Raw genomic sequence first — 20,895 nt, forward strand, 5'->3', positions numbered from 1 at the left:
CATCGTTTCAAGATCATCTCGCGATTGTTTCCAAACCTGCTGCATGGTCTATATATTTTCTGTAAAAGGACGGAAAATATCATCCTTTTCATCCTTCGGCGAGCAGACGCTGTCAATGCGTTTCGCGTACCGGCTGACCGTGGAGACGGACACGCCGTACCGCTGCGCCACTTCCTGATACGTCAGCGAGCTGCCGCGCTGTTTGGCGGTCAAATACTCCAGCGCCGCTGACCATCCTTCCGTATGGCGGATCAGCGGCTTTTCCGGGTATAGCTTGCCCAAAAACTGGAACCACAGGTTTTGCAAATGCCGCCTCTTCTCGCGGTCGGCCCCCTCGTCCATACGAAGCCAAGCCTGATCGACGACCGCCTGCAGGGTATCCCCGGCGGGGTCGTACTCATAAGAAGCCTCCGTCTCGGCGACGTGCATTTCAGAAGCCGCACCCGCCTCCAGAACAGCCTGCACGGAGCCTTCAAGCCCCATTCCGTTCAAGACGCGCAGGGCTTCCTTCTTGAGCTCCGACGTTTCGTCCGGGTCGTTCAAAAAGGCCTTCAACGTCTCTCGGACCTCGTCGTCCGCGATCCATCCCAGCGCGCGGATTACCTGCAGCTTCGTCCCTTTATCGCCGTACCGGAGCGCCCAGAAAAACGAGGAGCGGATGAGCGGATTGCTTTTGGCCTCCTCGCACAGCTCGCTTTCATTTTGTTCCCACCGTTTCAGCTGTTCTTCGAACGGCAAGTGGTAATGGTAGCTGAGCTCGAACCGCTGCCCGCCGTTCAGATCCAGCTTCTCCAGCTGGTCCAGGTAAAAGCGGGGGATATCGGATAGGGGATCGAGCTTTTGCGCTTTCAGCCAATACTGGCGAGCCTCCCGGTACCTTCCGCTGTTAAAAGCGGCGACCGCGGTGTAATGGTAAAGGCTCGGGTCCCCGCCCAGCTCTTCTTCCTTCAACAGCCGGCGGAAATGGCCGTACGCTGCCGCATGTCTTCCCAGGATTCCCATGGTGGTTGCCAGTTTAAACACATGCTCCTGATGATACGGAACCATCACCGACAGCATTTCGAGCAGAGGGTTCAAGGATGTAGTATCCCCTTCATGCTGGTAAAATATTGCCAGGTTGCACAAACCGTGAATATTGCCCTGCTCCTGCTCCAGCACTTCGAATATGGTCGCTTTGGCTTTGCGGAATAAGCCCATGTAGTAATAGGCCAACGCCAAATTGTTGCGCGCGGCCAGGAATTCCGGCTGCTCCCGCACGATCCTCTCCAGCACCTCGGCTGCCTGGGCGAACTTTCCCTCTTCCATCAGCGCCCGCGCCTCTTCGTGTTCGGCCACGCCTTCGCGGCTGCGGATGCGGGCCGGCTTCACCGGACGCCCCAGCTCGTATTGGAAAAGCTCCATCATTTCTTCGGCTTCTTCCAAAAACTGACCGGCCGGATCTTCCTCCAGATATTGAAGCAGCACCCGTTCGGCCTCTTCAAATTGCTCCAGATTGGCATAGTTGTTGGCCATATAAAAATAACATTCCGTCATGGAAGCGTCGACATGCTCCAAAATATCGGAAAGGACGGCGTTTGAACCTTCAAAATCGCCCATCTCTGATAATATACCCGCTACATTGCAATGATTCACCGGATTTTCCGGCTCATATTCAACGGCTTTGCGAAAATATTTCAATGCCTTCTCGTAATGAAGGCGGTCCAGCGACCGGACAGCGCGCTCAAAAAAGAAGTTGGCATCCATATGAATGGGTATGACTTTATGTTGTAGGTCCTCAGCCCGTAGATGATGATCCTCCATGTAAGCAAGGCACCTCCCTTAAGTTGCATATAACCGTTTACCCGCGCAAAATGCTAGATTCATCTATCCAGAACAGTATACCATAACTTTAAAGCCGCAAGCGAAGGCAATATCTATTAAAACCAAAATGTACATTTACCCAAAATCCCCGGTTTTAGCATCGGAAAACAAGCGGCAATAAGGCAAAAAAAGACGCCGGAGTTAGACTCCAGCGTCTCTGAACAGGTTGGCAAGCGATCCGCCTTCCAGGATGATCCGTACGGCCGTCGAAAGGATCGGCGCAACGGACAATACCTTCAGCCAATCGGGCGGATAGCCCTGTATCGCTATGGAATTGGTGACGACCACGTTCCGGATATGGGGATGCTCCAGGCGTTTCAGCCCATCGGCGGAAAACAGCCCGTGCGTGGCGCAAACGATGGCCGGGGACGCTCCGCGTTCCTTCAGGCTTTCGACGACATTGACGATCGTGTTTCCCGTATCGATGATGTCCTCGATGATGATCGGGGTCCGTCCCTCCACATCGCCGATCACGTGGGTAACGACCGATTCGTTATGCGCGGGGCGTTTTTTGAACATGATGGCGAACGGGGAATCGAGATGGTTCGCCAGCTTTTCCGCCGTTTTAGCCCGCCCGGCATCCGGCGAAACAATGACGGGATTCGGCAGGTTGAGCGCTTTCAAATATTCGCTGATCAGGTCGAGTGCAGTCAGATGGTCCACGGGGATATTAAAAAATCCCTGGATTGCCGGCGCGTGCAGGTCGATCGTAATGACGCGGCTGGCCCCGGCGGTCGTGAGCACGTCCGCCACCATTTTGGCGGAAATCGGTTCTCGGGGCGCCGATTTCCGTTCCTGCCGTGCATATCCGTAATAAGGCATCACGATGTTGATCGTGCGTGCCGAAGCTCGTTTCGCCGCATCGATCATCACCAGGAGCTCCACGAACAGCTCGTTGATCGGATGCGAAAGCGACTGCACGATAAACACGTCGCAGTTGCGGATGCTCTCCTCGTAATTGACGTAAATCTCGCCGCTTTTAAAGCGCGATAACGTAACGCTGCCCAGTTCTGCCCCAAGCATCTCGCAGATGCTTTCCGCCAACAACGGATTCGATGATCCGGAAAAAATACGCACCCTGTGCTGCATTTGCTCCTCCTGATACCGTAGTTAGATTTCCAATGGAATCATCGTTCTCTGCCGCTTCTCGAACACCGCCAGCCGGCGGAAGCCCGCTTGATGAAGTGCCAGCCTTGCGCGGTCCAAATTCTCCCCGAGCTTCATCGGATCATGGGCATCGGAGCCGAGCGTCATCGGAATGCCCAGCCGGCAAGCTTCCCGCAGCATTCTGTCGGACGGAAACATGACGGCGCAAGGCTTGGAGAGCCCCGAAGCGTTCAGTTCCATCGCAACGCCGCTTTCGGCTACGGCGGCAAGGGCCGCGTTTTCCAGCGCCTCGACTTCCGCAGCCGCTTCCGGGCCCGGATGTAAGCCGAACCGTTTGATGACGTCCAAATGGCCCATGATATCGTAGAAGCCGGTCGCCGCCGCCTTCCGCACCGCTTCGTAATAGGTACGGTAAACTTCGAGCCTGTCGCGGCCTTCCCAGCCTTGGATCTGCCGGGGGTCGGTAATGTCCCACTCTCCGAGGAAATGGACCGAGCCGATGACGTAATCCCAAGGATAAGCCTTCACGATCTTCTCGATCGCTTCCTCCCAGCCTTCGATATAATCGCCTTCCAAACCGACGCGTATATCGATCTGTCCTTTATACTTCTCCTTCAGGCTCAGGCATTCCTCCACGTAACGCGGAAGTTCTTCCATCGGCATGGCCATTTCCGGATAATACCGGGCAGGGTCGACGTGAAGCAGCGGCATATGGTCCGACAGCCCGATATGGCTCAGCCCGATCTCGATGCCGCGGCGCACGTACTCCTCCAGCTCCCCGACCGCATGGCCGCAGCGGGCGTGATGCGTATGATAATCGATCAACATGACTAAAAGGCCCCCTTCTAATCCCTGCGCGGACGTTCGTGGCGGCGTTCCAGCTCGGCCATAATATCGTCAAGCGGCAGCTTTCGCTCCTGGAGCAGCACGAGCAAATGGTAGATCAAATCGCTGACCTCCAGGCGCAGCTCGGCGTTATCCTTGTTTTTGGCGGCGATGATCGTTTCCGCCGTCTCCTCGCCCACCTTCTTCAGGATTTTATCGACGCCTTTGTCAAAGAGATATGTCGTATAGGCGCCTTCCGGGCGCTCCTTTTCCCGCTCGGCGATGATTTGCTCCAGCTCCTCCAGAACCGAAAAACGATGTCTGCCGGAAGTCGCACCGGCTCCGGGCTCCGCCGCAGCAAGCGCAGGGGACGCAAACCCGCGGTAGAAGCAGGTCGTCTCGCCGGTATGGCAAGCAGGCCCCGCCGGGTTCACGAGGAACAAGAGGGTGTCGCCGTCGCAATCGTAATGCGCGGAGACGATTTTTTGCGTATGGCCCGAGCTTCCGCCCTTATGCCACAGTTCCCCGCGCGACCGGCTCCAAAACCAGGTTTCGCCGGTTTCCATCGAACGCTTCAACGACTCCCGGTTCATGTAAGCCATCATCAGCACGTTTTTGCTGTCGGCATCCTGAACGATGGCCGGGACGAGCCCGTCCTTATCAAATTTGATCTGCTCCTGCACAAGCTCCCAGGACTGCTCTTGCGGTTCGCTTTTCATCTGATTTCAACCCCTTTTTGTTTCAAATCCAGCTTGAGTTCCGGTATCGAAATTTCTTTATAGTGAAAAATGGTCGCTGCAAGCCCGGCGTCCGCTTTTCCTTTCGTAAACACGTCGACGAAGTCGTCCTTCGTGCCCGCTCCGCCCGAAGCGATGACGGGAATCCGGATCGCGTCGGCGACGGCGGCCGTCAAAGGAAGGTCGAAGCCGTCCTTCGTGCCGTCGGCATCCATGCTGGTCAGCAAAATTTCGCCCGCGCCCAGCTTCTCCGCCTGTTTCACCCACTCCAGGGCCCGAATTCCCGAAGCCTTGCGGCCGCCGTGCGTATACACTTCCCATTCGCCCCAGGCCCCGTTGAATTTGGCATCCACGGCCACGACGATGCACTGCGAGCCGAAACGCCGCGCCCCGTCCGCGATCAGCTGCGGATTCGTCACCGCCGCCGTGTTGATGCCGATTTTGTCGGCGCCGGCGCGAAGGATCCGGGTCATGTCGTCGACCTTGGAGATGCCCCCGCCGACCGTAAACGGAATGGCGATTTCGCCGGCCGTTTGCCGAACGACCTCCACCATCGTTTGCCTTCCTTCCACGGAAGCCGATATGTCCAGGAATACGAGCTCGTCGGCTCCTTCGCGGTCATATAATGCCGCAAGCTCGACCGGATCGCCCGCATCGCGCAGATTTTCGAAGTTGACCCCTTTAACCACCCGTCCGTCTTTCACGTCCAGGCATGGAATGATGCGTTTTGCCAGCATGGATTTTCTCCCCCTCTCATCGTGTCGCGAACGTCAAAGGCAACCTCCTCTAACGCCAAGAGACCTATGTCCGCTGCTTATTTTAAGGCCTTTACCGCTTCCGCAAGGTTGATGCTGCCCGTATACAAGGCCTTGCCGACGATCGCGCCGCCGACGCCCTCCCGGCTATATTCGTTCAGCCGTACGAGGTCGTCAAGCACGCTGACGCCGCCGGAGGCGATGACCGTACGCCCGCTGCTTTTGGCTAACGATACGATCGCGTCCACGTTCGGCCCCTGCATCATGCCGTCGCGGGAAATGTCCGTGAAAATGAACGTTTCCGCGCCTTTGGCCGCCAGCTCCTTGGCAAGCTCCTCCGCTTTTACCTCCGAGGTCTCAAGCCAGCCGCGGGTCGCCACGTAACCGTTCCTCGCATCGATGCCGATCGCCACTTTGTCGCCGTAGGTGCCGAGCACTTCTTCCGTAAACGCCCGGTCTTCGATGGCCGCCGTACCGATAATGACGCGGCTGACGCCAAGGGAAAGCAGGCGTTTCACGTCGCCGACCGTCCGAAGGCCGCCTCCGACTTGAACGGGCACGCCTACGCCCGCCGCAATCGCGCCGATGACCTCGTCATTGACCGGATGTCCGGCTTTCGCCCCGTCCAGGTCCACCAGATGAATATAAGAACCGCCTTGCGCTTCCCAAGCTTTGGCTGCAGCCAGCGGGCTTTCGTTATAAACCGTTTCCTGATTGTAATCCCCTTGTACCAAGCGGACGCACTTGCCTCCGCGGATATCAATGGCCGGATAAATGATGAATGACATCGAGATTCTCCCCGCTTTCCCTTTTTCGTAAAACAGCGCCTAACCTGCATACCGAACGTTTGACATCGGGCGGCCGGGGGGGCTCCAAAACGCTTCAAGCCCCTTCCCGCAAATCGTACCGAAGCGGCCGGACGCATCCTTGGGCCCGCTTATTTCCGTACGCCTGCGCCGCAAAGCGAAAGGAAACGTCCCAGCAGATCCATGCCGAGTTCCCCGCTTTTTTCCGGGTGAAACTGCATGCCGTATACGCTGCCGCGGCCGACGATGGCCGTGACCTTCTGCCCGTAATCCGTTACGGCCAGAAGGTCCGTTTTCGTTTCCGGAAGAACATGATACGAATGCACGAAATAGACATGCCCTTCCTCAAGTCCCGCAAGCAGCGGATCGTCCTTCCGCAGGAACTCCAGCCGGTTCCACCCCATATGCGGCACCTTGTAGTCCCCTTCGGCAAAACGAATCACCCGGCCAGGCAGCAGCCCGAGCCCTTCATGGTTTCCATGCTCCTCGCTGCTGCTGAACAACAGCTGCATGCCGAGGCAGATGCCGAGCAGCGGCTTGCCCGCGGCAGCGGCATCTTGCATGACGCCGTTAAGGCCGCTTGCCCGCAAATGCTCCATCGCATCGCCATAAGCGCCGACGCCGGGCAAAATGATGCCGTCCGCTCCCATGATCTCGCTTCGGTCGCCCGTCACGAGCGCCTCGCCGCCGAGGCGCTCCACGGCTTTGCTCACGCTGTGCAGATTGCCCATGCCGTAATCCACGATCGCGATTGCCACTTAGAGCACTCCTTTCGTGGATGGAACCCCCGTCACGCGCGGATCGATGCTGGTCGCTTCGTCCAGCGCCCTGCCGAGCGCCTTGAATACCGCTTCGATCATATGATGCGTGTTTTGGCCGTAATGCACGATGACATGCAGCGTGATGCGCGCTTCAAGCGCCAGCTTCCACAGAAACTCGTGCACAAGCTCCGTCGTGAAGCTGCCGACTTGGGCGGAAGGATATTCCGCGCGGTATTCGAAATGCGGCCGGTTGCTGATGTCGATCACGACCTGGGCCAGGGCCTCATCCATCGGCACGAAGACGCTGGCATAGCGCTTGATGCCTTTTTTGTCGCCGAGCGCCTCGCGCAGCGTTTGGCCGAGGCAAATGCCGATATCCTCCACCGTATGGTGGTCGTCGATCTCGATGTCCCCCCGGGCCTGCACTTTCAAGTCGAATTGTCCATGCTTCGTAAACAGGTCCAGCATATGATTCAAAAACGGCACGTCCGTTTCCAGCTCCGATACGCCCGTCCCATCGACGGAAAACGTCAACTGGATATCCGTTTCATTCGTTTTGCGGGTGATGCTTGCGCTTCTGGTTCCGTTTGCTTGATTAATTTCCATTGCTTCCTCCTGCCTTTCCTTCCCGTTTCAGCCGGACCTCGATCGCCCGGGCATGGGCCTCCAGCCCTTCGCCCCGCGCCAGCTCCATAATGGCAGCCCCGTTCTTCAGCAGGGCTTCCTTGCTATAGTAAATCATGCTCGATTTTTTGATGAAATCGTCCACGTCCACCGGCGAGGAGAATCTCGCCGTTCCGTTCGTCGGAATGATATGGTTCGGGCCGGCAAAATAATCTCCGACAGGTTCCGAACTGTATGCGCCAAGGAAAATGGCGCCCGCGTTTTCGATCAAACCTACGATCGCCATCGGATCGGCGACCATCAGCTCCAGATGCTCCGGCGCCAGCCGGTTCACGACGGAGATTCCCTCCTGAAGCGATTCGGTCACGATAATCGCGCCGTATTGCTCCACTGACGCCGCCGCAATGGCCCGTCTCGGCAGAAGCTCCAGCTGCCGCCCGACTTCGGCGGCCACAAGATCGGCCAGCTGCCGCGACGGCGTGACGAGAATGGCCGACGCCATCTCGTCATGCTCCGCCTGCGACAGCAGGTCGGCCGCCACGTACTCCGGATCGGCCGTCTCGTCGGCAAGCACGACGATCTCGCTCGGTCCGGCGATGCTGTCGATGTCGACGGCGCCGTATACCTCTCGTTTCGCAAGCGCCACGTAGATGTTGCCCGGTCCGCATATTTTATCGACCGGAGCGATCGTTTCCGTGCCGTAAGCGAGTGCGGCAATCGCCTGCGCGCCGCCGACGCGGTAAATTTCGTGGACGCCCGCTTCCGCGGCCGCCACCAGGATGTAAGGGTTGATCCCTTCCTTCCCGCCGGTCGAAGGCGGCGTAACCATCACGATCTCGGGAACGCCTGCTACTTGGGCCGGAATGACGTTCATCAACACCGAAGACGGATAGGCCGCTTTTCCTCCCGGAACATACACGCCCACACGCTTCAGCGGCCGGATGATTTGCCCCAAAATGCTGCCGTCGGGCTGCAGATCCATCCATGAGTTGCGCTTTTCCCGCATATGGAACGCCCGAATGTTGCCGGCCGCAGCCGAGATCGCTTGAACGAAGGAATCCTCGACTTGATCGTATGCCGCTTCCAGCTCTTCCTTGGTCACCCGCAGCATGTCTGCGGTAAGCTCCGCATGATCCAGCTCCTGGGTATAACGAAGCAGCGCTTCGTCGCCACCGGTTTTGACGTCATGGACGATCCGCTTGACGACTTCGTTTTGCTCCGGCGTTCCGTAATCGACTTCCCTGCGCAGATCGAACTGCTCAACCGATACTACCTTCATCCTCATCTCTCCCTGCTCTCTTGATCCGTCTTCGGTTGCCCCGCCCCGGCGGCGCTTTATGCTTCAGCGGCGATCACCTTTTGCAGACGGTCGCACAGCGATTGAATTTGCGCGTTTTTCATCCGATAGCTGACCCGATTGGCAATCAGGCGGCTGGTGATGTCAAAAATCCGGTTCATTTCGACCAGCCCGTTTTCCTTCAGCGTCTGACCGGTTTCCACCATATCCACGATGCGGTCGGCCAGGCCGATCAGCGGCGCGAGCTCGATGGAGCCGTTCAGCTTGATGACTTCGACCTGCTGCCCCTGCTCGCGAAAATATTGCGACGCCACGTTCGGATATTTCGTGGCTACCCGCTGCTGAATCCCAGGCTGCCAATTCGGCAGGCCGATGACCGACATGCGGCATTTGGCGATGCCTAAATCGAGCAGCTCGTAGACATCGCGGTTTTCTTCCATCAGCACGTCCTTGCCGACGATCCCGATATCCGCCGCTCCGTATTCCACGTACGTCGGCACGTCCACCGGTTTCGCCAAAATAAATTCCATATCGAGCTCCGGCAAGCCGATGACCAGCTTGCGGGTTTCATCCACTTCGGCGTCGATCAGCAGGCCGGCAGCACGGAACAGCTCGGCGGCTTTTTTATAGATCCGTCCTTTGGGCATTGCTACCTTCAATATTTCCGCCAACGTTCTCCCTCCTTATCATATTCGAATCAGGCATTCGATCCCTATCTTCGTATCCCTTAGAAGAAGTCTTCCACCCGATCGTAAAGTCCGTCCGCTTCGGCGGGAACCGCTCCCCCGTCTTGTATCAGCCGCGTCACGACCGCCAGCCCCCGGCTTCTCAGCTCTCCGGCCCGCTCAAGGCCTTTCTTGCGGTTGGCCGCGTTATACCTGATAAGCACCGGACGTACAACCTCTTCCACGTTTCCATGAATGCCGTCGAGAATCCGGTTCGTCTTCAGCGCAAACCCCGTCGCCGGAACATCCCTGCCGAACTGGCGCAGCAAGTTGTCGTACCTGCCGCCGCTGCACACCGGAAAACCGATCTCGGCCGCATAACCTTCGAACGTCATGCCCGTATAATACGAAAAATCGCCGATCATCGTCAGATCGATCAATACATGCTCGGAAACGCCGTAGGCCTCCAACACTTCCCATACTTTGCACAAATGATTGATGGAGCTGCGCGCCAGCTCATGTTCGCTCAACGCCATCGCCTGGTCGCAAATTTCCTTGCCGCCGCGCAGCCGCAGAATGGCTTCCAGCTCTTGCCGCTGCGAATCGGAAATCGTCAGTTCGAGCTCGCGGATCGCCTTCCGGAACCCGACGTAATTGCGGTCAAGCAAATGCTGCTTCAACATCTGCTGCTCATGGACGCCTCCGGCCAGCACCTCTTCAAACAGCCCGTTCAGGAAACCGACATGGCCCATGGCGATTTTAAAGGAAGTGACGCCCGCCGCTTTCAGCGACGCGATCGCCAGCGCCACGACTTCGGCATCCGCCTCCGGGGAATCGTCGCCGACCAGCTCCAACCCGGTCTGGAAAAATTCCGCCTCGCGTCCCGCCTCCTCCTCAAATGCCCGGAACACGTTAGCGTGATACGAAAGGCGGATCGGCAGCGGCTCTTCCTTCAGCAAGGATGATACCACCCGCGCAATGGGAGAAGTCATATCCGAACGGAGCACAAGCGTCGTGCCGCGATTGTTGAGCAGCTTGAACAGCTTCTGGTCGGACGTCGAACTGGCTACGCCCACGGTATCGTAAAACTCCATCGTCGGCGTCATGATCTGCCGATAGCCCCAGCGGCTCATGCAGTCGAGCACGTTCTGCTCGATCGCGCGCAGCTTATCCACCGCGTACGGCAAATAATCGCGGACGCCGACCGGCTTTTCAAAACCCTTTGGTTTCGTCACGAAAGTCACCCCATCGATTATCAGGTTATTTATGTTCAATTTCTTCAATACATTAAAGTGCTACCATACTACCAAAGTAAAGAATAATGGATATATTATCATGAAATACCGATTACGTCAACGTGTGTTCGGTTCAACCGCCACTGCTTTACTACCTTTCCTGAATTCTCCTTTTCCTATGCTCATATCTTACCAATCGTTTACGGGACTTGTCAGTTGTTCCTTAACTCCGGTCTCGGACGATGAATCGATTTGCAGGATATTTTTTCCTCCATATGAGAAAAACCGCCCGGCATGGCCAGGCGGTCTGTCTTTGGATTACATATTCAGTTTGACGGTATTGTCCTCCGCCTGTTTTTGCGGCCGTTTCGGCGCCGTTCCGAAGAAAATCCAGGACCAGCTCACGTAACGGAAGGCGATATGGACGACCAGCCACGAAATGCCAAGGGCGATGATCCATCCCCCCGCAATTCGCGCGGCGTATTCCAGCGTGCCTCCATGGGCAGGAATTTTACGGTACAGATACAGCAGCGCCGGATGCAGCAGGAAAATGCCGAAGGAGCAGGCTCCCATGGACGTTAACGCTCCGCTAAGCCATTTCCAGCCATGCCGGTAAATCAGGTACGACACCTGCATCAGCACGATGCACGACAGCAGGGAGTGCACATCCCACGCGAGCTCATACCATAAACTGTTGATTTTGCTTCCCCGCGTGTTCAAATTGTAGTACAAATTGACGTGCACGATGCCGACGGCCAGCCAGGCCGCCCATACGACGATCCAGACGACGCCTTTCCCGCTTTTAAAGCCTTCCCATGTCATGATCAGCCATTCTTTCAGCTGTGCGTAATAGGCCGCGATGAGGGCGCCGAACAAATAGAAGGACATATAGGAAAACGCGATGCTCCCCTTAGGCAGCGGCAGTTTAATCCCCATCCCGTAGACGCCTTCCTTAGGCAGGTGAAAGCCGTATTTGTTCAAATAAATGTACGCCCACTGAATCGCAAAACCGATCAAGGCGACCCAAGGCAAAATGGAGCGTTGTTTTTGAAACCACCATAAAAAAAGCGGAAACAAAATATACAGCTGCAGCATAATGATCAAATAATACAGATGGGTGTGGGCGGTCCCTTTTAACAACTGAAGGCCAAAATCATGCCCGAGCTGCGTGATCGGCAGGCCCAACTTTCCTTTAGCATATGTATTCAGCAAAAAATAGCAAAACGAAACCAACACATACGGCACCAAAATATAGAGCAGCCGTTTCGTATAAAAGGTTTTCAGCATCGATTTATTGATCGGCTTGTCCAAATAATTATAGAAAAGCACGAACCCGCTCAAAAAAATAAAAACAGGCACGGCAAATTTGCTGAAAATGTTCGCGAACAAATAAGGATAATACGAAGAAGTGCCTTGCGTCGTCACGAGCGTCGTCGATGTAGCATGGATCAATAATACGGCCATGATGGCGAATGAGCGGAATATATCCAGCTCCATAATGCGTTCTTTTTTCTTTAGCATGCAAACTCTCCCGTATTCATGGATTTCGACGCGTTACGGTCTAAGTTGTCTCTGAATTTCCCCAACGTCTACTCTATTAAAAATACTATACTTTCTACCAGATACGCCAGAAAAAATGAAAATACGACGATACTGTAACTATAGCGTAAAAATTGCGCTTTCAGGATCTTTTATATAAGCATGCGGGCCAATAAAAAACATCCAAAGATTGTTCTTTGGATGTTTTCCTGTTTCTGCGATTCGCGTTAAACGCCTACCCGTCAGCCTGCCGCTGCCCCATGGTTACCGTTTCCGTCGCGCTCACATCGCTGCTTCGTTTTAATTCCCGGAGCGGATTGCCGCCGACAAAAGCACCCGGAGCCACGTCCTTGTGGACGACGGCCCCTGCGGCAACGACCGCCCCGTCCCCGATGGTGACGCCCGGCAAGATCGTCGTGTTGGCCCCGATCAGGACATGGTCTCCGATCACGACTTCGCCCAGCCGGTATTCGTCGATCAAATATTCATGCGCCAAAATGGTGGAGTTGTAGCCGATAATCGAATTGTTGCCGATACGGATCTTTTCTGGAAAAAACACGTCGACCATCACCATCAGCCCAAACGCCGTATGCTCGCCGACCTTCATCCCGATCAAATGCCGGTAAATCCAGTTTTTGAGCGGAAGGATCGGGCAATACCGGGCCGCCTGAATGCAGATGAAATTTTTGACCCCTTTCCAAGGGCTGACGGTTTTGTAGATTTGCCAAAGCGCATTTGGCCCTTCCACCGGATACCGCGTCACTTTTCTCACAATGCTCTACCCCTGTCCGACCAGCGAAAATAGATCCTGCATATCCTTGAGTATGTAATCCGGCTTATATTCCAGCAGCGTTTTTTCGCCTTTTAAAGACCAAGCTACGCCGGCCGCCATCACGCCTGCAGCTTTAGCCGACTGGATGTCCATCGGGCTGTCCCCGACCATCAGCGTGCGGGCAGGATTGGAACCAAGCATCCGAAACGCCTTCAGCACAGGCTCAGGATGAGGCTTCGGATATTCGACGTCGTTTAGCGTGATCACGGCTCCCATATATTTTTGCAATCCGAACATGTCCAGAACCCGGATCGTGCCGGGTTTATTTTTGGTCGTGACGACCCCGAGACGAACGCCCTTTGCATGAAGCTGCCGCAAAACCTCCTCCACATGGGGAAAAAGCTGCACCATCGCGTCATGATGCTCATCGTTATAACTCCGGTACGTTTTGTGCAGCGCCGTAATATCCCCGAGGCCGGAAAATTGCTGAAGCTGCTGCTCCAGCGTCGCCCCCATCTTCGGAATGATTTCCTCCCGCGTCAGCGGGGCCAGGCGATGTGCCTCGAGCACGTGCATAAACGAACTGATGATCAGCTCGTTGGTGTCCACGATCGTTCCGTCCAGATCGAATAATATGGTGTCTATCATGCTGCAACTACTCCTTTTTATCCTCCGTGTTGTCTGCCGCTGAATGTTTCGTCACGGATTCTTCGGGCGCCGCCTCGCGTTTCGCGGCGTGGTTCTCTTCGTCCTGTGCCTCAGGGACTTGGTCATGGTTTGCTTTCGTCGAGTAGATCGGATCCAGGTAACGAACCTCGGCTCTGCCCGTTGCGCGGCGAACAATAATCATGACGATCGCAACGACGACGATCAGAATGGCAAGCAGCTGCGAAATCCTGACGTTGCCGTAAGCCGGATCCAGCGCCCCATGCTCAAAACCGAACCATTCCATCGGCTTCCACAGCCCGTCGACAAACGATGCAAGCCAGTTCGGGCCGATGAAGGCAAGCGAGTCGGTACGCAATCCTTCGATAAAAAAGCGGCCGATCGAATACCAGATGAAGTAACTCAAAAACAGCTCGGCTGCCCGCAAAAATCTTTGGCGGCGGAGAATGAACAAAATAATAATACCCACGAGGCTCCATAGCGATTCATACAAAAACGTCGGGTGATGGTACACGCCCTGAACGTTCATTTGGTCCACGATAAAATTCGGGAGATGGAGCTTATCGCGCAAAAACGTTTCCGCGACCGGTCCGCCGTAAGCTTCCTGATTGACGTAGTTGCCCCAGCGGCCGATCATTTGCCCCGTCAACAGCGCGGGGGCGCAAATGTCGGCAATCCGCCAGAAATTATACCCTCTGTAACGGAAGTAGATGATCGCGCAGATGATGGCACCGATCAAGGCGCCGTAAATGGCAATCCCGCCGTTCCAAATTTTGAAGACATCGATCAGATGATCCTTATAATCATCCCATTTAAACGCGACAAAATAAATCCGCGCGCCGATAATGGCGGAGGGAACGCCAAGCAGCAGCAAGTCCATAAAAAATTCCGGCGAGATGCCGAACCTTTTGCCCTCGCGGATGGCAAGCACAAGCCCTGCCAGCGCACCGAAACCTAGAATCAGGCCGTACCAGTGAACGGACAAGGACCCAATCGAAAATGCGATTGGATTGAGAAGCAATGTGGCCATGTTTTCACTCTCCTAATCCATATCTTCCATGTCTTCCGCAATGGTAGCGGTCAGCTTATTCGTAAACTGCAAGGCCGCGTTCAGGCCCATCTGCTTCAAACGGTAGTTCATCGCAGCCACCTCGATGATGACGGCCAAGTTCCGACCAGGGCGGACCGGAATCGTAACGAGCGGAATATCGGTATCAAGGATCCGCGTCGTTTCCTCGTCCAAGCCAAGGCGGTCGTATTGCTTATCCTGCTGCCAGGCCTCCAGCTTCACCACCAGCGTAATGCGCTTATTGTTCCGGATGGCCCCGGCCCCAAACAACGTCATCACGTTGATAATGCCGACGCCGCGAATCTCCAGCAGGTGCCGGATCAGCTCGGGAGCGGTGCCATGCAGCTGGCTGTCCGACGTTTGGCGGATTTCGACCGCATCGTCGGCGATCAGCCGATGTCCCCGTTTCACGAGCTCCAGCGCCGTTTCGCTTTTTCCGATGCCGCTGCTGCCCGTGATCAGCATTCCCACGCCATAGACGTCGCATAATACGCCGTGAATGGTCGTCGTCGGTGCCAGTCTTCTTTCCAAAAATCCTGTGATGCGGCTCGACAAAATCGTCGTCGCCATGCTGCTCCGCAGCACCGGCACGTTTTTCTCCTGGCTCATCTGCACGAGCTCCTCGGGCACGTCGAGTCCCCTCGTCACTACGATGCAGGGGGTTACTTCGCCGCACAAACGCTCCATGCGATCCTTGCGCTCTTCCGGCTTAAGCATGCTGAAAAAGGCCAGCTCCGTTCGTCCGAGCAGCTGAACCCTTTCCTGCGGATGATACTCAAAATAACCGGCCATTTCCAAACCCGGGCGATTCAAGTCATCGGTCGTAATGACCCGTTTTAATCCTTGCTCACCGGATATCACTTCCAACTGAAATTGTTGCACCAATTCTGCTACTTTCACTTTTTTGGCCATGTCAGATCTTCCTTTCTGTCCGATAGGCTCAGAATTCAGCCCTTTGCTGCCACTTCGGGCCATTCTAACGAATCCAATGTACCCATCGTATCGGAAATTTCCAATGAATGCAATGTTGGCAATCGGGAGCAGAACCGGGCAACGGCTGGCAGTGAGCCGCCGGATCTTATGCCGCTCGAATCCAATCAGAACCACCCGTCAAACGGGTGGTTTGCTCTTGGGGTATAACCCCTTGTTGCCAAACTGCGCCTAAAGACGCTAGCCTGACAATAAAATTGTTCAGGCTCAGTGTAATTTGTCACTTTCACTTACCAGTTAAACTGGTTTACTTCTTCTTGCTACTGTTTTTGCTGAATGGGTCTTCATACTCTTTCACACTCAGTTTATCAATTGCCTGGTCGTGTGCTTCTTGCTCACGGATATATTTTGCCACGGTGGCTCATTCAAGCCCACTGTGCTGACGTAGTATCCCTCCGCCCAAAATTTTCGATTACCATATTTATACTTCAAGGTAGCATGCTTCTCGAATATCATGAGTGAGCTTTTCCCCTTCAGGTATCCCATAAATGATGATACTGAGATTTTTGGGGGAATTGCTACCAACATATGTACATGATCGGGCATCATGTGACCTTCGATTATCTCCACTCCCTTGTATTTGCATAATCGTTTGAAAATTTCGATTAAGTCTTTCCTCACTTGATTATAATCTCTTTCCGTCTATACTTCGGGGTGAACACAATGTGGTACTTGCACATCCACTTCGTGTGAGCTAAACTATAGCTCTTGTTTGCCATCTAAGACCATTCCTTTCGTTATTGAGCCTGAACATCTCAATTTTATCGGAATGGTCTTGTTGGTCAAACCCTCGATCCCTCCACCCGCATAGCGGGTGGTTTTTTGTTTCGCACGCTTCGCGAGCTCAACTGGCTAAAGCCATAATATAAAAAGCCGCCCCTAAGGGCGGCTTTGGGTTTCAGGCGTACCGCCTGGATTAGTCCGTCAACAATACGTTCAATTCGGATTCTTTGTCGAAGATATGAATCTTGTTCATATCGATGGCAAGGCGAACGCTGCTTCCTTCACGGGTGTTGGAACGTCCATCGACGCGGGCGATGACCGTGTCGCTGCCAACGCCGCTCAAGTAGAGGAGCATTTCGTGGCCCAGGTTTTCCGTAACGTCTACATGGGAAGTGAAGATCGTGTTTGGAGAAGCTTCCATGAACACGGGCTCTTCGTGGATATCTTCTGGACGAACGCCCATGATAACCTCTTTGCCGATGTAGCCTTTGCTTTTCAGAAGCTGTGCTTTTCCGCCTGGAACTTCAACGTCCAGACCTTCCGAACGGAAACGTACGGTTCCGTTGGACTCAGACAGCGTACCGTTGATGAAGTTCATCGTAGGGGAACCGATAAATCCGGCAACGAACAGGTTTTGAGGGCTGTTGTACAATACTTCCGGAGAAGCAGCCTGTTGAATGATGCCGTCTTGCATAACAACGATACGATCGCCCATGGTCATGGCTTCCGTTTGGTCGTGCGTTACGTAAATACAAGTGGTTTCAAGACGTTTAACAAGTTTCGTGATTTCCGCGCGCATTTGACCGCGAAGTTTAGCGTCCAAGTTGGAAAGCGGTTCGTCCATAAGGAAGACTTGCGGATCACGCACGATGGCGCGGCCCAAGGCCACACGCTGACGCTGACCACCGGAGAGAGCCTTCGGTTTGCGGTCAAGCAAATGCTCGATGTCGAGGATTTTGGCTGCTTCACGTACACGTTTGTCAATTTCGTCTTTCTTCACTTTACGCAGCTTCAGGCCAAATGCCATGTTTTGATATACGTTCATGTGAGGATACAAAGCGTAAGACTGGAATACCATCGCGATATCGCGGTCTTTAGGAGCGACGTCGTTCACGACGCGGTCGCCGATGTAAAGCTTGCCTTCCGAGATCTCTTCCAAACCGGCGATCATACGAAGGGTCGTCGATTTACCGCAACCGGACGGACCTACCAGTACCAAAAACTCCTTGTCCTGAATATCAAGGCTGATATCCTTAACCGTTGCTTTGTCGGAACCCGGATATTTTTTGAAAATATGCTCTAAACGTACACCTGCCATGAGATTTGCCCCCTTAAGTGTATATTATGAAATCGAATACATTTTTATAGTATTATAATAACCCAACCCCTACAGACTGGCTATACACAAACTGCACAAAAAACCTATTTTCTTTTCGTTACTTTATACAATAACATCGTCAGCTTCACTAAAACCGCGTCCCCAAAGCTTCTGACGTCCAGTCCGGTCTCTTGCTTGATCTTATCCAGGCGGTATAAAAGCGTGTTTCGGTGAATATATAACCGTTTGGCCGTTTCGCTTACGTTGCAGTCCAGCTGGAAGAAGGTTTCGAGCGTCGATAAGGTTTCATTGTCGGAAAACAAGACTCCGTAATCCCCTGCCTGCTCCAAAAACTGCCTGCGCTGATCCAGAGGGATGCTGTATATCAAGCGCTCCAGCAGCAGCTCCCAAGGGAAATGGACGTGTTTGGCGACATGGAAGGTCCGTCCCAAAAAAATCGTCTCCCGGAGAAGGCTTACCGCAGAAGGAAGCGACTTGACCGGCATAATGGATGGCGCAACCGACAAATGGAAGGTCCCCACCCATTCATTGGCGATCAGCTCATACAAACCTAAACCAAAAGCCGAAAGCAGGTCCGTCTCGGATTCAAGGTTGTCTTCGTCTTTCTCCTCCCCTGCGCCGATGACCAGTTCTTTTTTGGCCAAAATCAGCCACTCATGGCTGCGGAGGGGTACAAGCACCACTTCCCCGTCAAAATAGCTCTTTAGCAGTCTTTTCAGCTGCGTACGGTTCACTTCAACGGCATGAACGCTTTCCGACGTCAGCAGAAACGGAATCATCTCGCCGATCAAACGCCGTTTAAGATCCAAATCATCGGGTACCTCGCTGTCGCCGCGCTCCTGATCCAACTGTTCCATAAGCCAAGCGCTAAAACGCATGACTTCGCGTTCTTCCTCGGCCTGGACCGTGGGTTCGTCGTTTTGCGGCCTAACCTGAGTAATAAGCAGCTCGATAAGCTGCCTCGACTCCTCGCTGATTTCCCGCATGGGAGCCTCCAACACATGGATGTGCCCACTTTTCGCGTACAGAGGGTACCAGACGCTGTCATCAACGATGACCGAAGCTTTGAGTCTCCGTTTCTTTCCCGTGTTCTGTCCGCCGTGATCGACGGCTTGTTCCGTCTCTTGCCGTTCGGCGTGATCCAATACCATTTCGGATTGCTGTTTGGTTAATTGCTTGATGCTTAAAGGCGCTCCAACGATCTGTTCCAATTTGGTACGTAATGTTTCCATCTCCACCATCGATGCGATCCACCACTTTGCCGTTTTTTTGTTTCTTATTTTATCATATTGCGAGACAAATTCCGAAAAACGGATTTTATTTGTAAACAAGTCTCCAGCCGGATGCAGAAACGAATTCGTTTGGGTAAAAACAAAAAAGACCATCAACCGGAATGGTTAATGGTCTTTCGGATGAGCCATGAAGGACTCGAACCTTCGACACCCTGATTAAAAGTCAGGTGCTCTACCAACTGAGCTAATGGCTCATAAAACTGGTGGAGGCTGATGGATTCGAACCACCGAACTCGTACGAGAACAGATTTACAGTCTGCTGCGTTTGGCCACTTCGCTAAGCCTCCATATAAGGTGGCTCGGGACGGAATCGAACCGCCGACACGAGGATTTTCAGTCCTCTGCTCTACCGACTGAGCTACCGAGCCTTACAAAAAAAATAAAGTGGTGGATGTTTCATCTTCCCACTTTCCTTTGTGGAAATCCGTTTTCAATTGAATTGAATGGCGGAACCGACGGGATTCGAACCCGCGATCTCCTGCGTGACAGGCAGGCATGTTAGGCCTCTACACCACGGTTCCGCATTATTCAAATGGTGCCGGCGAGAGGACTTGAACCCCCAACCTACTGATTACAAGTCAGTTGCTCTACCAATTGAGCTACACCGGCGTATATGGTGGAGACTGAGGGGATCGAACCCCCGACCCTCTGCTTGTAAGGCAGATGCTCTCCCAGCTGAGCTAAGTCTCCAAAATATGTATGGTAGCGGCGGAGGGGATCGAACCCCCGACCTCACGGGTATGAACCGTACGCTCTAGCCAGCTGAGCTACGCCGCCATATTTATATATCTTTCGCAGTATACAATGGCGGAGAGAGAGGGATTCGAACCCTCGCACCGCTTACGCAGTCTAACCCCTTAGCAGAGGGTCCCCTTATAGCCACTTGGGTATCTCTCCAAGCATATCGCTGTATATACGTAAAGATATTTCCATCAGATGTTTGATCACCTGAAAACTAGATACGAAACGTTTGCGTTTTATTTTCCGTAGCATTTCCCGGTTTTAAATCCGGGGCCCCCGAAAAGTATTCGGATTGAACCGCGAAGCCTAAGCTTCACTTTTTGGGGTACTTTTTAGGATAAGCCCTCGACCGATTAGTATTGGTCAGCTCCATGCATTGCTGCACTTCCACCTCCAACCTATCTACCTCGTCGTCTTCAAGGGGTCTTACATACTGGGAAATCTCATCTTGAGGGGGGCTTCACGCTTAGATGCTTTCAGCGCTTATCCCGTCCGTACGTAGCTACCCAGCCATGCTCCTGGCGGAACAACTGGTGCACCAGCGGTACGTCCATCCCGGTCCTCTCGTACTAAGGACAGCTCCTCTCAAATTTCCTACGCCCACGACAGATAGGGACCGAACTGTCTCACGACGTTCTGAACCCAGCTCGCGTACCGCTTTAATGGGCGAACAGCCCAACCCTTGGGACCTACTTCAGCCCCAGGATGCGATGAGCCGACATCGAGGTGCCAAACCTCCCCGTCGATGTGGACTCTTGGGGGAGATAAGCCTGTTATCCCCAGGGTAGCTTTTATCCGTTGAGCGATGGCCCTTCCATGCGGTACCACCGGATCACTAAGCCCGACTTTCGTCCCTGCTCGACTTGTAGGTCTCGCAGTCAAGCTCCCTTCTGCCTTTGCACTCTTCGAATGATTTCCAACCATTCTGAGGGAACCTTGGGGCGCCTCCGTTACTCTTTAGGAGGCGACCGCCCCAGTCAAACTGCCCGCCTGACACTGTCCCCGTACCGGATCACGGTACCAGGTTAGAACCTAGATACGATCAGGGTGGTATCCCAACGTCGCCTCCACACAAGCTGGCGCTCATGCTTC

Annotated in this window: 18 protein-coding genes, 8 tRNA genes, 1 rRNA gene and 1 pseudogene; all 28 read right to left on the minus strand. The window is 54.2% G+C overall.

Annotated features, from left to right (window positions below; translation table 11 throughout):
* Positions 1 to 48 precede the first annotated feature (48 nt).
* On the minus strand, positions 49 to 1,800 hold the full coding sequence (locus KI367_RS15075; protein WP_212950647.1) for a tetratricopeptide repeat protein: 1,752 nt from the start codon (positions 1,798 to 1,800) through the stop codon (positions 49 to 51).
* A 201-nt stretch (positions 1,801 to 2,001) separates the two neighbouring features.
* A complete protein-coding gene (locus KI367_RS15080) occupies positions 2,002 to 2,949 on the minus strand; it encodes a ribose-phosphate diphosphokinase (RefSeq protein WP_212950649.1) in 948 nt (315 codons plus the stop codon).
* A gap of 21 nt (positions 2,950 to 2,970) precedes the next feature.
* Entirely contained in the window at positions 2,971 to 3,795 is an 825-nt protein-coding gene (gene hisJ, locus KI367_RS15085) for a histidinol-phosphatase HisJ (RefSeq protein WP_212950651.1), read from the minus strand.
* A gap of 17 nt (positions 3,796 to 3,812) precedes the next feature.
* The gene (gene hisIE, locus KI367_RS15090; protein ID WP_212950653.1) at positions 3,813 to 4,511 is read right to left on the minus strand and encodes a bifunctional phosphoribosyl-AMP cyclohydrolase/phosphoribosyl-ATP diphosphatase HisIE; all 699 of its coding nucleotides are present in this window, start codon (positions 4,509 to 4,511) and stop codon (positions 3,813 to 3,815) included.
* Positions 4,508 to 5,266 carry an imidazole glycerol phosphate synthase subunit HisF gene (gene hisF / locus KI367_RS15095; protein ID WP_212950655.1) on the minus strand — a complete coding sequence of 253 codons (759 nt, stop codon included), beginning with the start codon at positions 5,264 to 5,266 and terminating at the stop codon, positions 4,508 to 4,510. The genes hisIE and hisF overlap by 4 nt, the downstream gene beginning before the upstream one ends.
* Positions 5,267 to 5,343: 77 nt before the next feature.
* Positions 5,344 to 6,072: a 1-(5-phosphoribosyl)-5-[(5-phosphoribosylamino)methylideneamino]imidazole-4-carboxamide isomerase gene (gene hisA / locus KI367_RS15100; RefSeq protein ID WP_052147432.1), complete on the minus strand. Its 729-nt coding sequence runs from the start codon at positions 6,070 to 6,072 to the stop codon at positions 5,344 to 5,346.
* A 149-nt stretch (positions 6,073 to 6,221) separates the two neighbouring features.
* Complete coding sequence (gene hisH, locus KI367_RS15105; RefSeq protein WP_036715357.1) at positions 6,222 to 6,848, minus strand: imidazole glycerol phosphate synthase subunit HisH; 627 nt, start codon at positions 6,846 to 6,848, stop codon at positions 6,222 to 6,224.
* Positions 6,849 to 7,457, minus strand: a complete 609-nt coding sequence (hisB, locus tag KI367_RS15110) for an imidazoleglycerol-phosphate dehydratase HisB (RefSeq protein WP_036715359.1) — start codon at positions 7,455 to 7,457, stop codon at positions 6,849 to 6,851.
* Positions 7,447 to 8,754, minus strand: coding sequence for a histidinol dehydrogenase (hisD, locus tag KI367_RS15115; RefSeq protein ID WP_212950657.1), 1,308 nt, complete (start codon positions 8,752 to 8,754; stop codon positions 7,447 to 7,449). Before hisD ends, hisB begins: the two co-directional genes overlap by 11 nt.
* 56 nt (positions 8,755 to 8,810) lie before the next feature.
* Entirely contained in the window at positions 8,811 to 9,443 is a 633-nt protein-coding gene (gene hisG, locus KI367_RS15120) for an ATP phosphoribosyltransferase (protein WP_212950659.1), read from the minus strand.
* A 56-nt stretch (positions 9,444 to 9,499) separates the two neighbouring features.
* Positions 9,500 to 10,672: an ATP phosphoribosyltransferase regulatory subunit gene (locus tag KI367_RS15125; protein WP_212950661.1), complete on the minus strand. Its 1,173-nt coding sequence runs from the start codon at positions 10,670 to 10,672 to the stop codon at positions 9,500 to 9,502.
* A gap of 318 nt (positions 10,673 to 10,990) precedes the next feature.
* Entirely contained in the window at positions 10,991 to 12,193 is a 1,203-nt protein-coding gene (locus tag KI367_RS15130) for an acyltransferase (RefSeq protein ID WP_212950662.1), read from the minus strand.
* A gap of 253 nt (positions 12,194 to 12,446) precedes the next feature.
* The gene (locus tag KI367_RS15135; RefSeq protein WP_036715629.1) at positions 12,447 to 12,986 is read right to left on the minus strand and encodes an acyltransferase; all 540 of its coding nucleotides are present in this window, start codon (positions 12,984 to 12,986) and stop codon (positions 12,447 to 12,449) included.
* 3 nt (positions 12,987 to 12,989) lie between these two features.
* Positions 12,990 to 13,631, minus strand: coding sequence for a pyrophosphatase PpaX (ppaX, locus tag KI367_RS15140; protein WP_212950664.1), 642 nt, complete (start codon positions 13,629 to 13,631; stop codon positions 12,990 to 12,992).
* A 7-nt stretch (positions 13,632 to 13,638) separates the two neighbouring features.
* Positions 13,639 to 14,679, minus strand: coding sequence for a prolipoprotein diacylglyceryl transferase (gene lgt / locus KI367_RS15145; protein ID WP_212950667.1), 1,041 nt, complete (start codon positions 14,677 to 14,679; stop codon positions 13,639 to 13,641).
* A gap of 12 nt (positions 14,680 to 14,691) precedes the next feature.
* Positions 14,692 to 15,630, minus strand: a complete 939-nt coding sequence (gene hprK / locus KI367_RS15150; RefSeq protein WP_036715627.1) for an HPr(Ser) kinase/phosphatase — start codon at positions 15,628 to 15,630, stop codon at positions 14,692 to 14,694.
* A 325-nt stretch (positions 15,631 to 15,955) separates the two neighbouring features.
* Positions 15,956 to 16,427: pseudogene (gene tnpA, locus KI367_RS15155) on the minus strand (IS200/IS605 family transposase).
* Positions 16,428 to 16,624: 197 nt separating this feature from the next.
* Positions 16,625 to 17,749: an ABC transporter ATP-binding protein gene (locus KI367_RS15160; protein WP_036715626.1), complete on the minus strand. Its 1,125-nt coding sequence runs from the start codon at positions 17,747 to 17,749 to the stop codon at positions 16,625 to 16,627.
* 104 nt (positions 17,750 to 17,853) lie between these two features.
* Positions 17,854 to 19,002: a PucR family transcriptional regulator gene (locus KI367_RS15165; RefSeq protein WP_246536953.1), complete on the minus strand. Its 1,149-nt coding sequence runs from the start codon at positions 19,000 to 19,002 to the stop codon at positions 17,854 to 17,856.
* Between the two features lie 181 nt (positions 19,003 to 19,183).
* Positions 19,184 to 19,256: transfer RNA gene (locus tag KI367_RS15170), tRNA-Lys, on the minus strand.
* A gap of 7 nt (positions 19,257 to 19,263) precedes the next feature.
* Positions 19,264 to 19,349, minus strand: a tRNA-Tyr gene (locus tag KI367_RS15175).
* 8 nt (positions 19,350 to 19,357) lie between these two features.
* Positions 19,358 to 19,430, minus strand: a tRNA-Phe gene (locus tag KI367_RS15180).
* Between the two features lie 76 nt (positions 19,431 to 19,506).
* Positions 19,507 to 19,583 (minus strand) — tRNA-Asp (locus tag KI367_RS15185).
* Positions 19,584 to 19,595: 12 nt separating this feature from the next.
* Positions 19,596 to 19,671: transfer RNA gene (locus KI367_RS15190), tRNA-Thr, on the minus strand.
* A 5-nt stretch (positions 19,672 to 19,676) separates the two neighbouring features.
* Positions 19,677 to 19,752: transfer RNA gene (locus KI367_RS15195), tRNA-Val, on the minus strand.
* Between the two features lie 10 nt (positions 19,753 to 19,762).
* Positions 19,763 to 19,839: transfer RNA gene (locus tag KI367_RS15200), tRNA-Met, on the minus strand.
* Positions 19,840 to 19,867: 28 nt separating this feature from the next.
* A tRNA-Ser gene (locus KI367_RS15205) sits at positions 19,868 to 19,959 on the minus strand.
* 177 nt (positions 19,960 to 20,136) lie between these two features.
* Positions 20,137 to 20,895 (minus strand): 23S ribosomal RNA (locus KI367_RS15210); the annotation flags it as partial.

This window comes from Paenibacillus cookii (genome assembly GCF_018333375.1).
Lineage (GTDB): Bacteria > Bacillota > Bacilli > Paenibacillales > Paenibacillaceae > Paenibacillus_AQ > Paenibacillus_AQ cookii.

What these genes read in the sequence shown, in the direction of transcription:
- KI367_RS15075 (WP_212950647.1), bottom strand. Translation starts at nt 1,800, where the DNA reads ATGGAGGATCATCATCTACGGGCTGAGGACCTACAACATAAAGTCATA.
- KI367_RS15080 (WP_212950649.1), bottom strand. Translation starts at nt 2,949, where the DNA reads ATGCAGCACAGGGTGCGTATTTTTTCCGGATCATCGAATCCGTTGTTG.
- hisJ (WP_212950651.1), bottom strand. Translation starts at nt 3,795, where the DNA reads ATGTTGATCGATTATCATACGCATCACGCCCGCTGCGGCCATGCGGTC.
- hisIE (WP_212950653.1), bottom strand. Translation starts at nt 4,511, where the DNA reads ATGAAAAGCGAACCGCAAGAGCAGTCCTGGGAGCTTGTGCAGGAGCAG.
- hisF (WP_212950655.1), bottom strand. Translation starts at nt 5,266, where the DNA reads ATGCTGGCAAAACGCATCATTCCATGCCTGGACGTGAAAGACGGACGG.
- hisA (WP_052147432.1), bottom strand. Translation starts at nt 6,072, where the DNA reads ATGTCATTCATCATTTATCCGGCCATTGATATCCGCGGAGGCAAGTGC.
- hisB (WP_036715359.1), bottom strand. Translation starts at nt 7,457, where the DNA reads ATGGAAATTAATCAAGCAAACGGAACCAGAAGCGCAAGCATCACCCGC.
- hisD (WP_212950657.1), bottom strand. Translation starts at nt 8,754, where the DNA reads ATGAAGGTAGTATCGGTTGAGCAGTTCGATCTGCGCAGGGAAGTCGAT.
- KI367_RS15130 (WP_212950662.1), bottom strand. Translation starts at nt 12,193, where the DNA reads ATGCTAAAGAAAAAAGAACGCATTATGGAGCTGGATATATTCCGCTCA.
- ppaX (WP_212950664.1), bottom strand. Translation starts at nt 13,631, where the DNA reads ATGATAGACACCATATTATTCGATCTGGACGGAACGATCGTGGACACC.
- lgt (WP_212950667.1), bottom strand. Translation starts at nt 14,679, where the DNA reads ATGGCCACATTGCTTCTCAATCCAATCGCATTTTCGATTGGGTCCTTG.
- hprK (WP_036715627.1), bottom strand. Translation starts at nt 15,630, where the DNA reads ATGGCCAAAAAAGTGAAAGTAGCAGAATTGGTGCAACAATTTCAGTTG.
- KI367_RS15160 (WP_036715626.1), bottom strand. Translation starts at nt 17,749, where the DNA reads ATGGCAGGTGTACGTTTAGAGCATATTTTCAAAAAATATCCGGGTTCC.
- KI367_RS15165 (WP_246536953.1), bottom strand. Translation starts at nt 19,002, where the DNA reads ATGGAAACATTACGTACCAAATTGGAACAGATCGTTGGAGCGCCTTTA.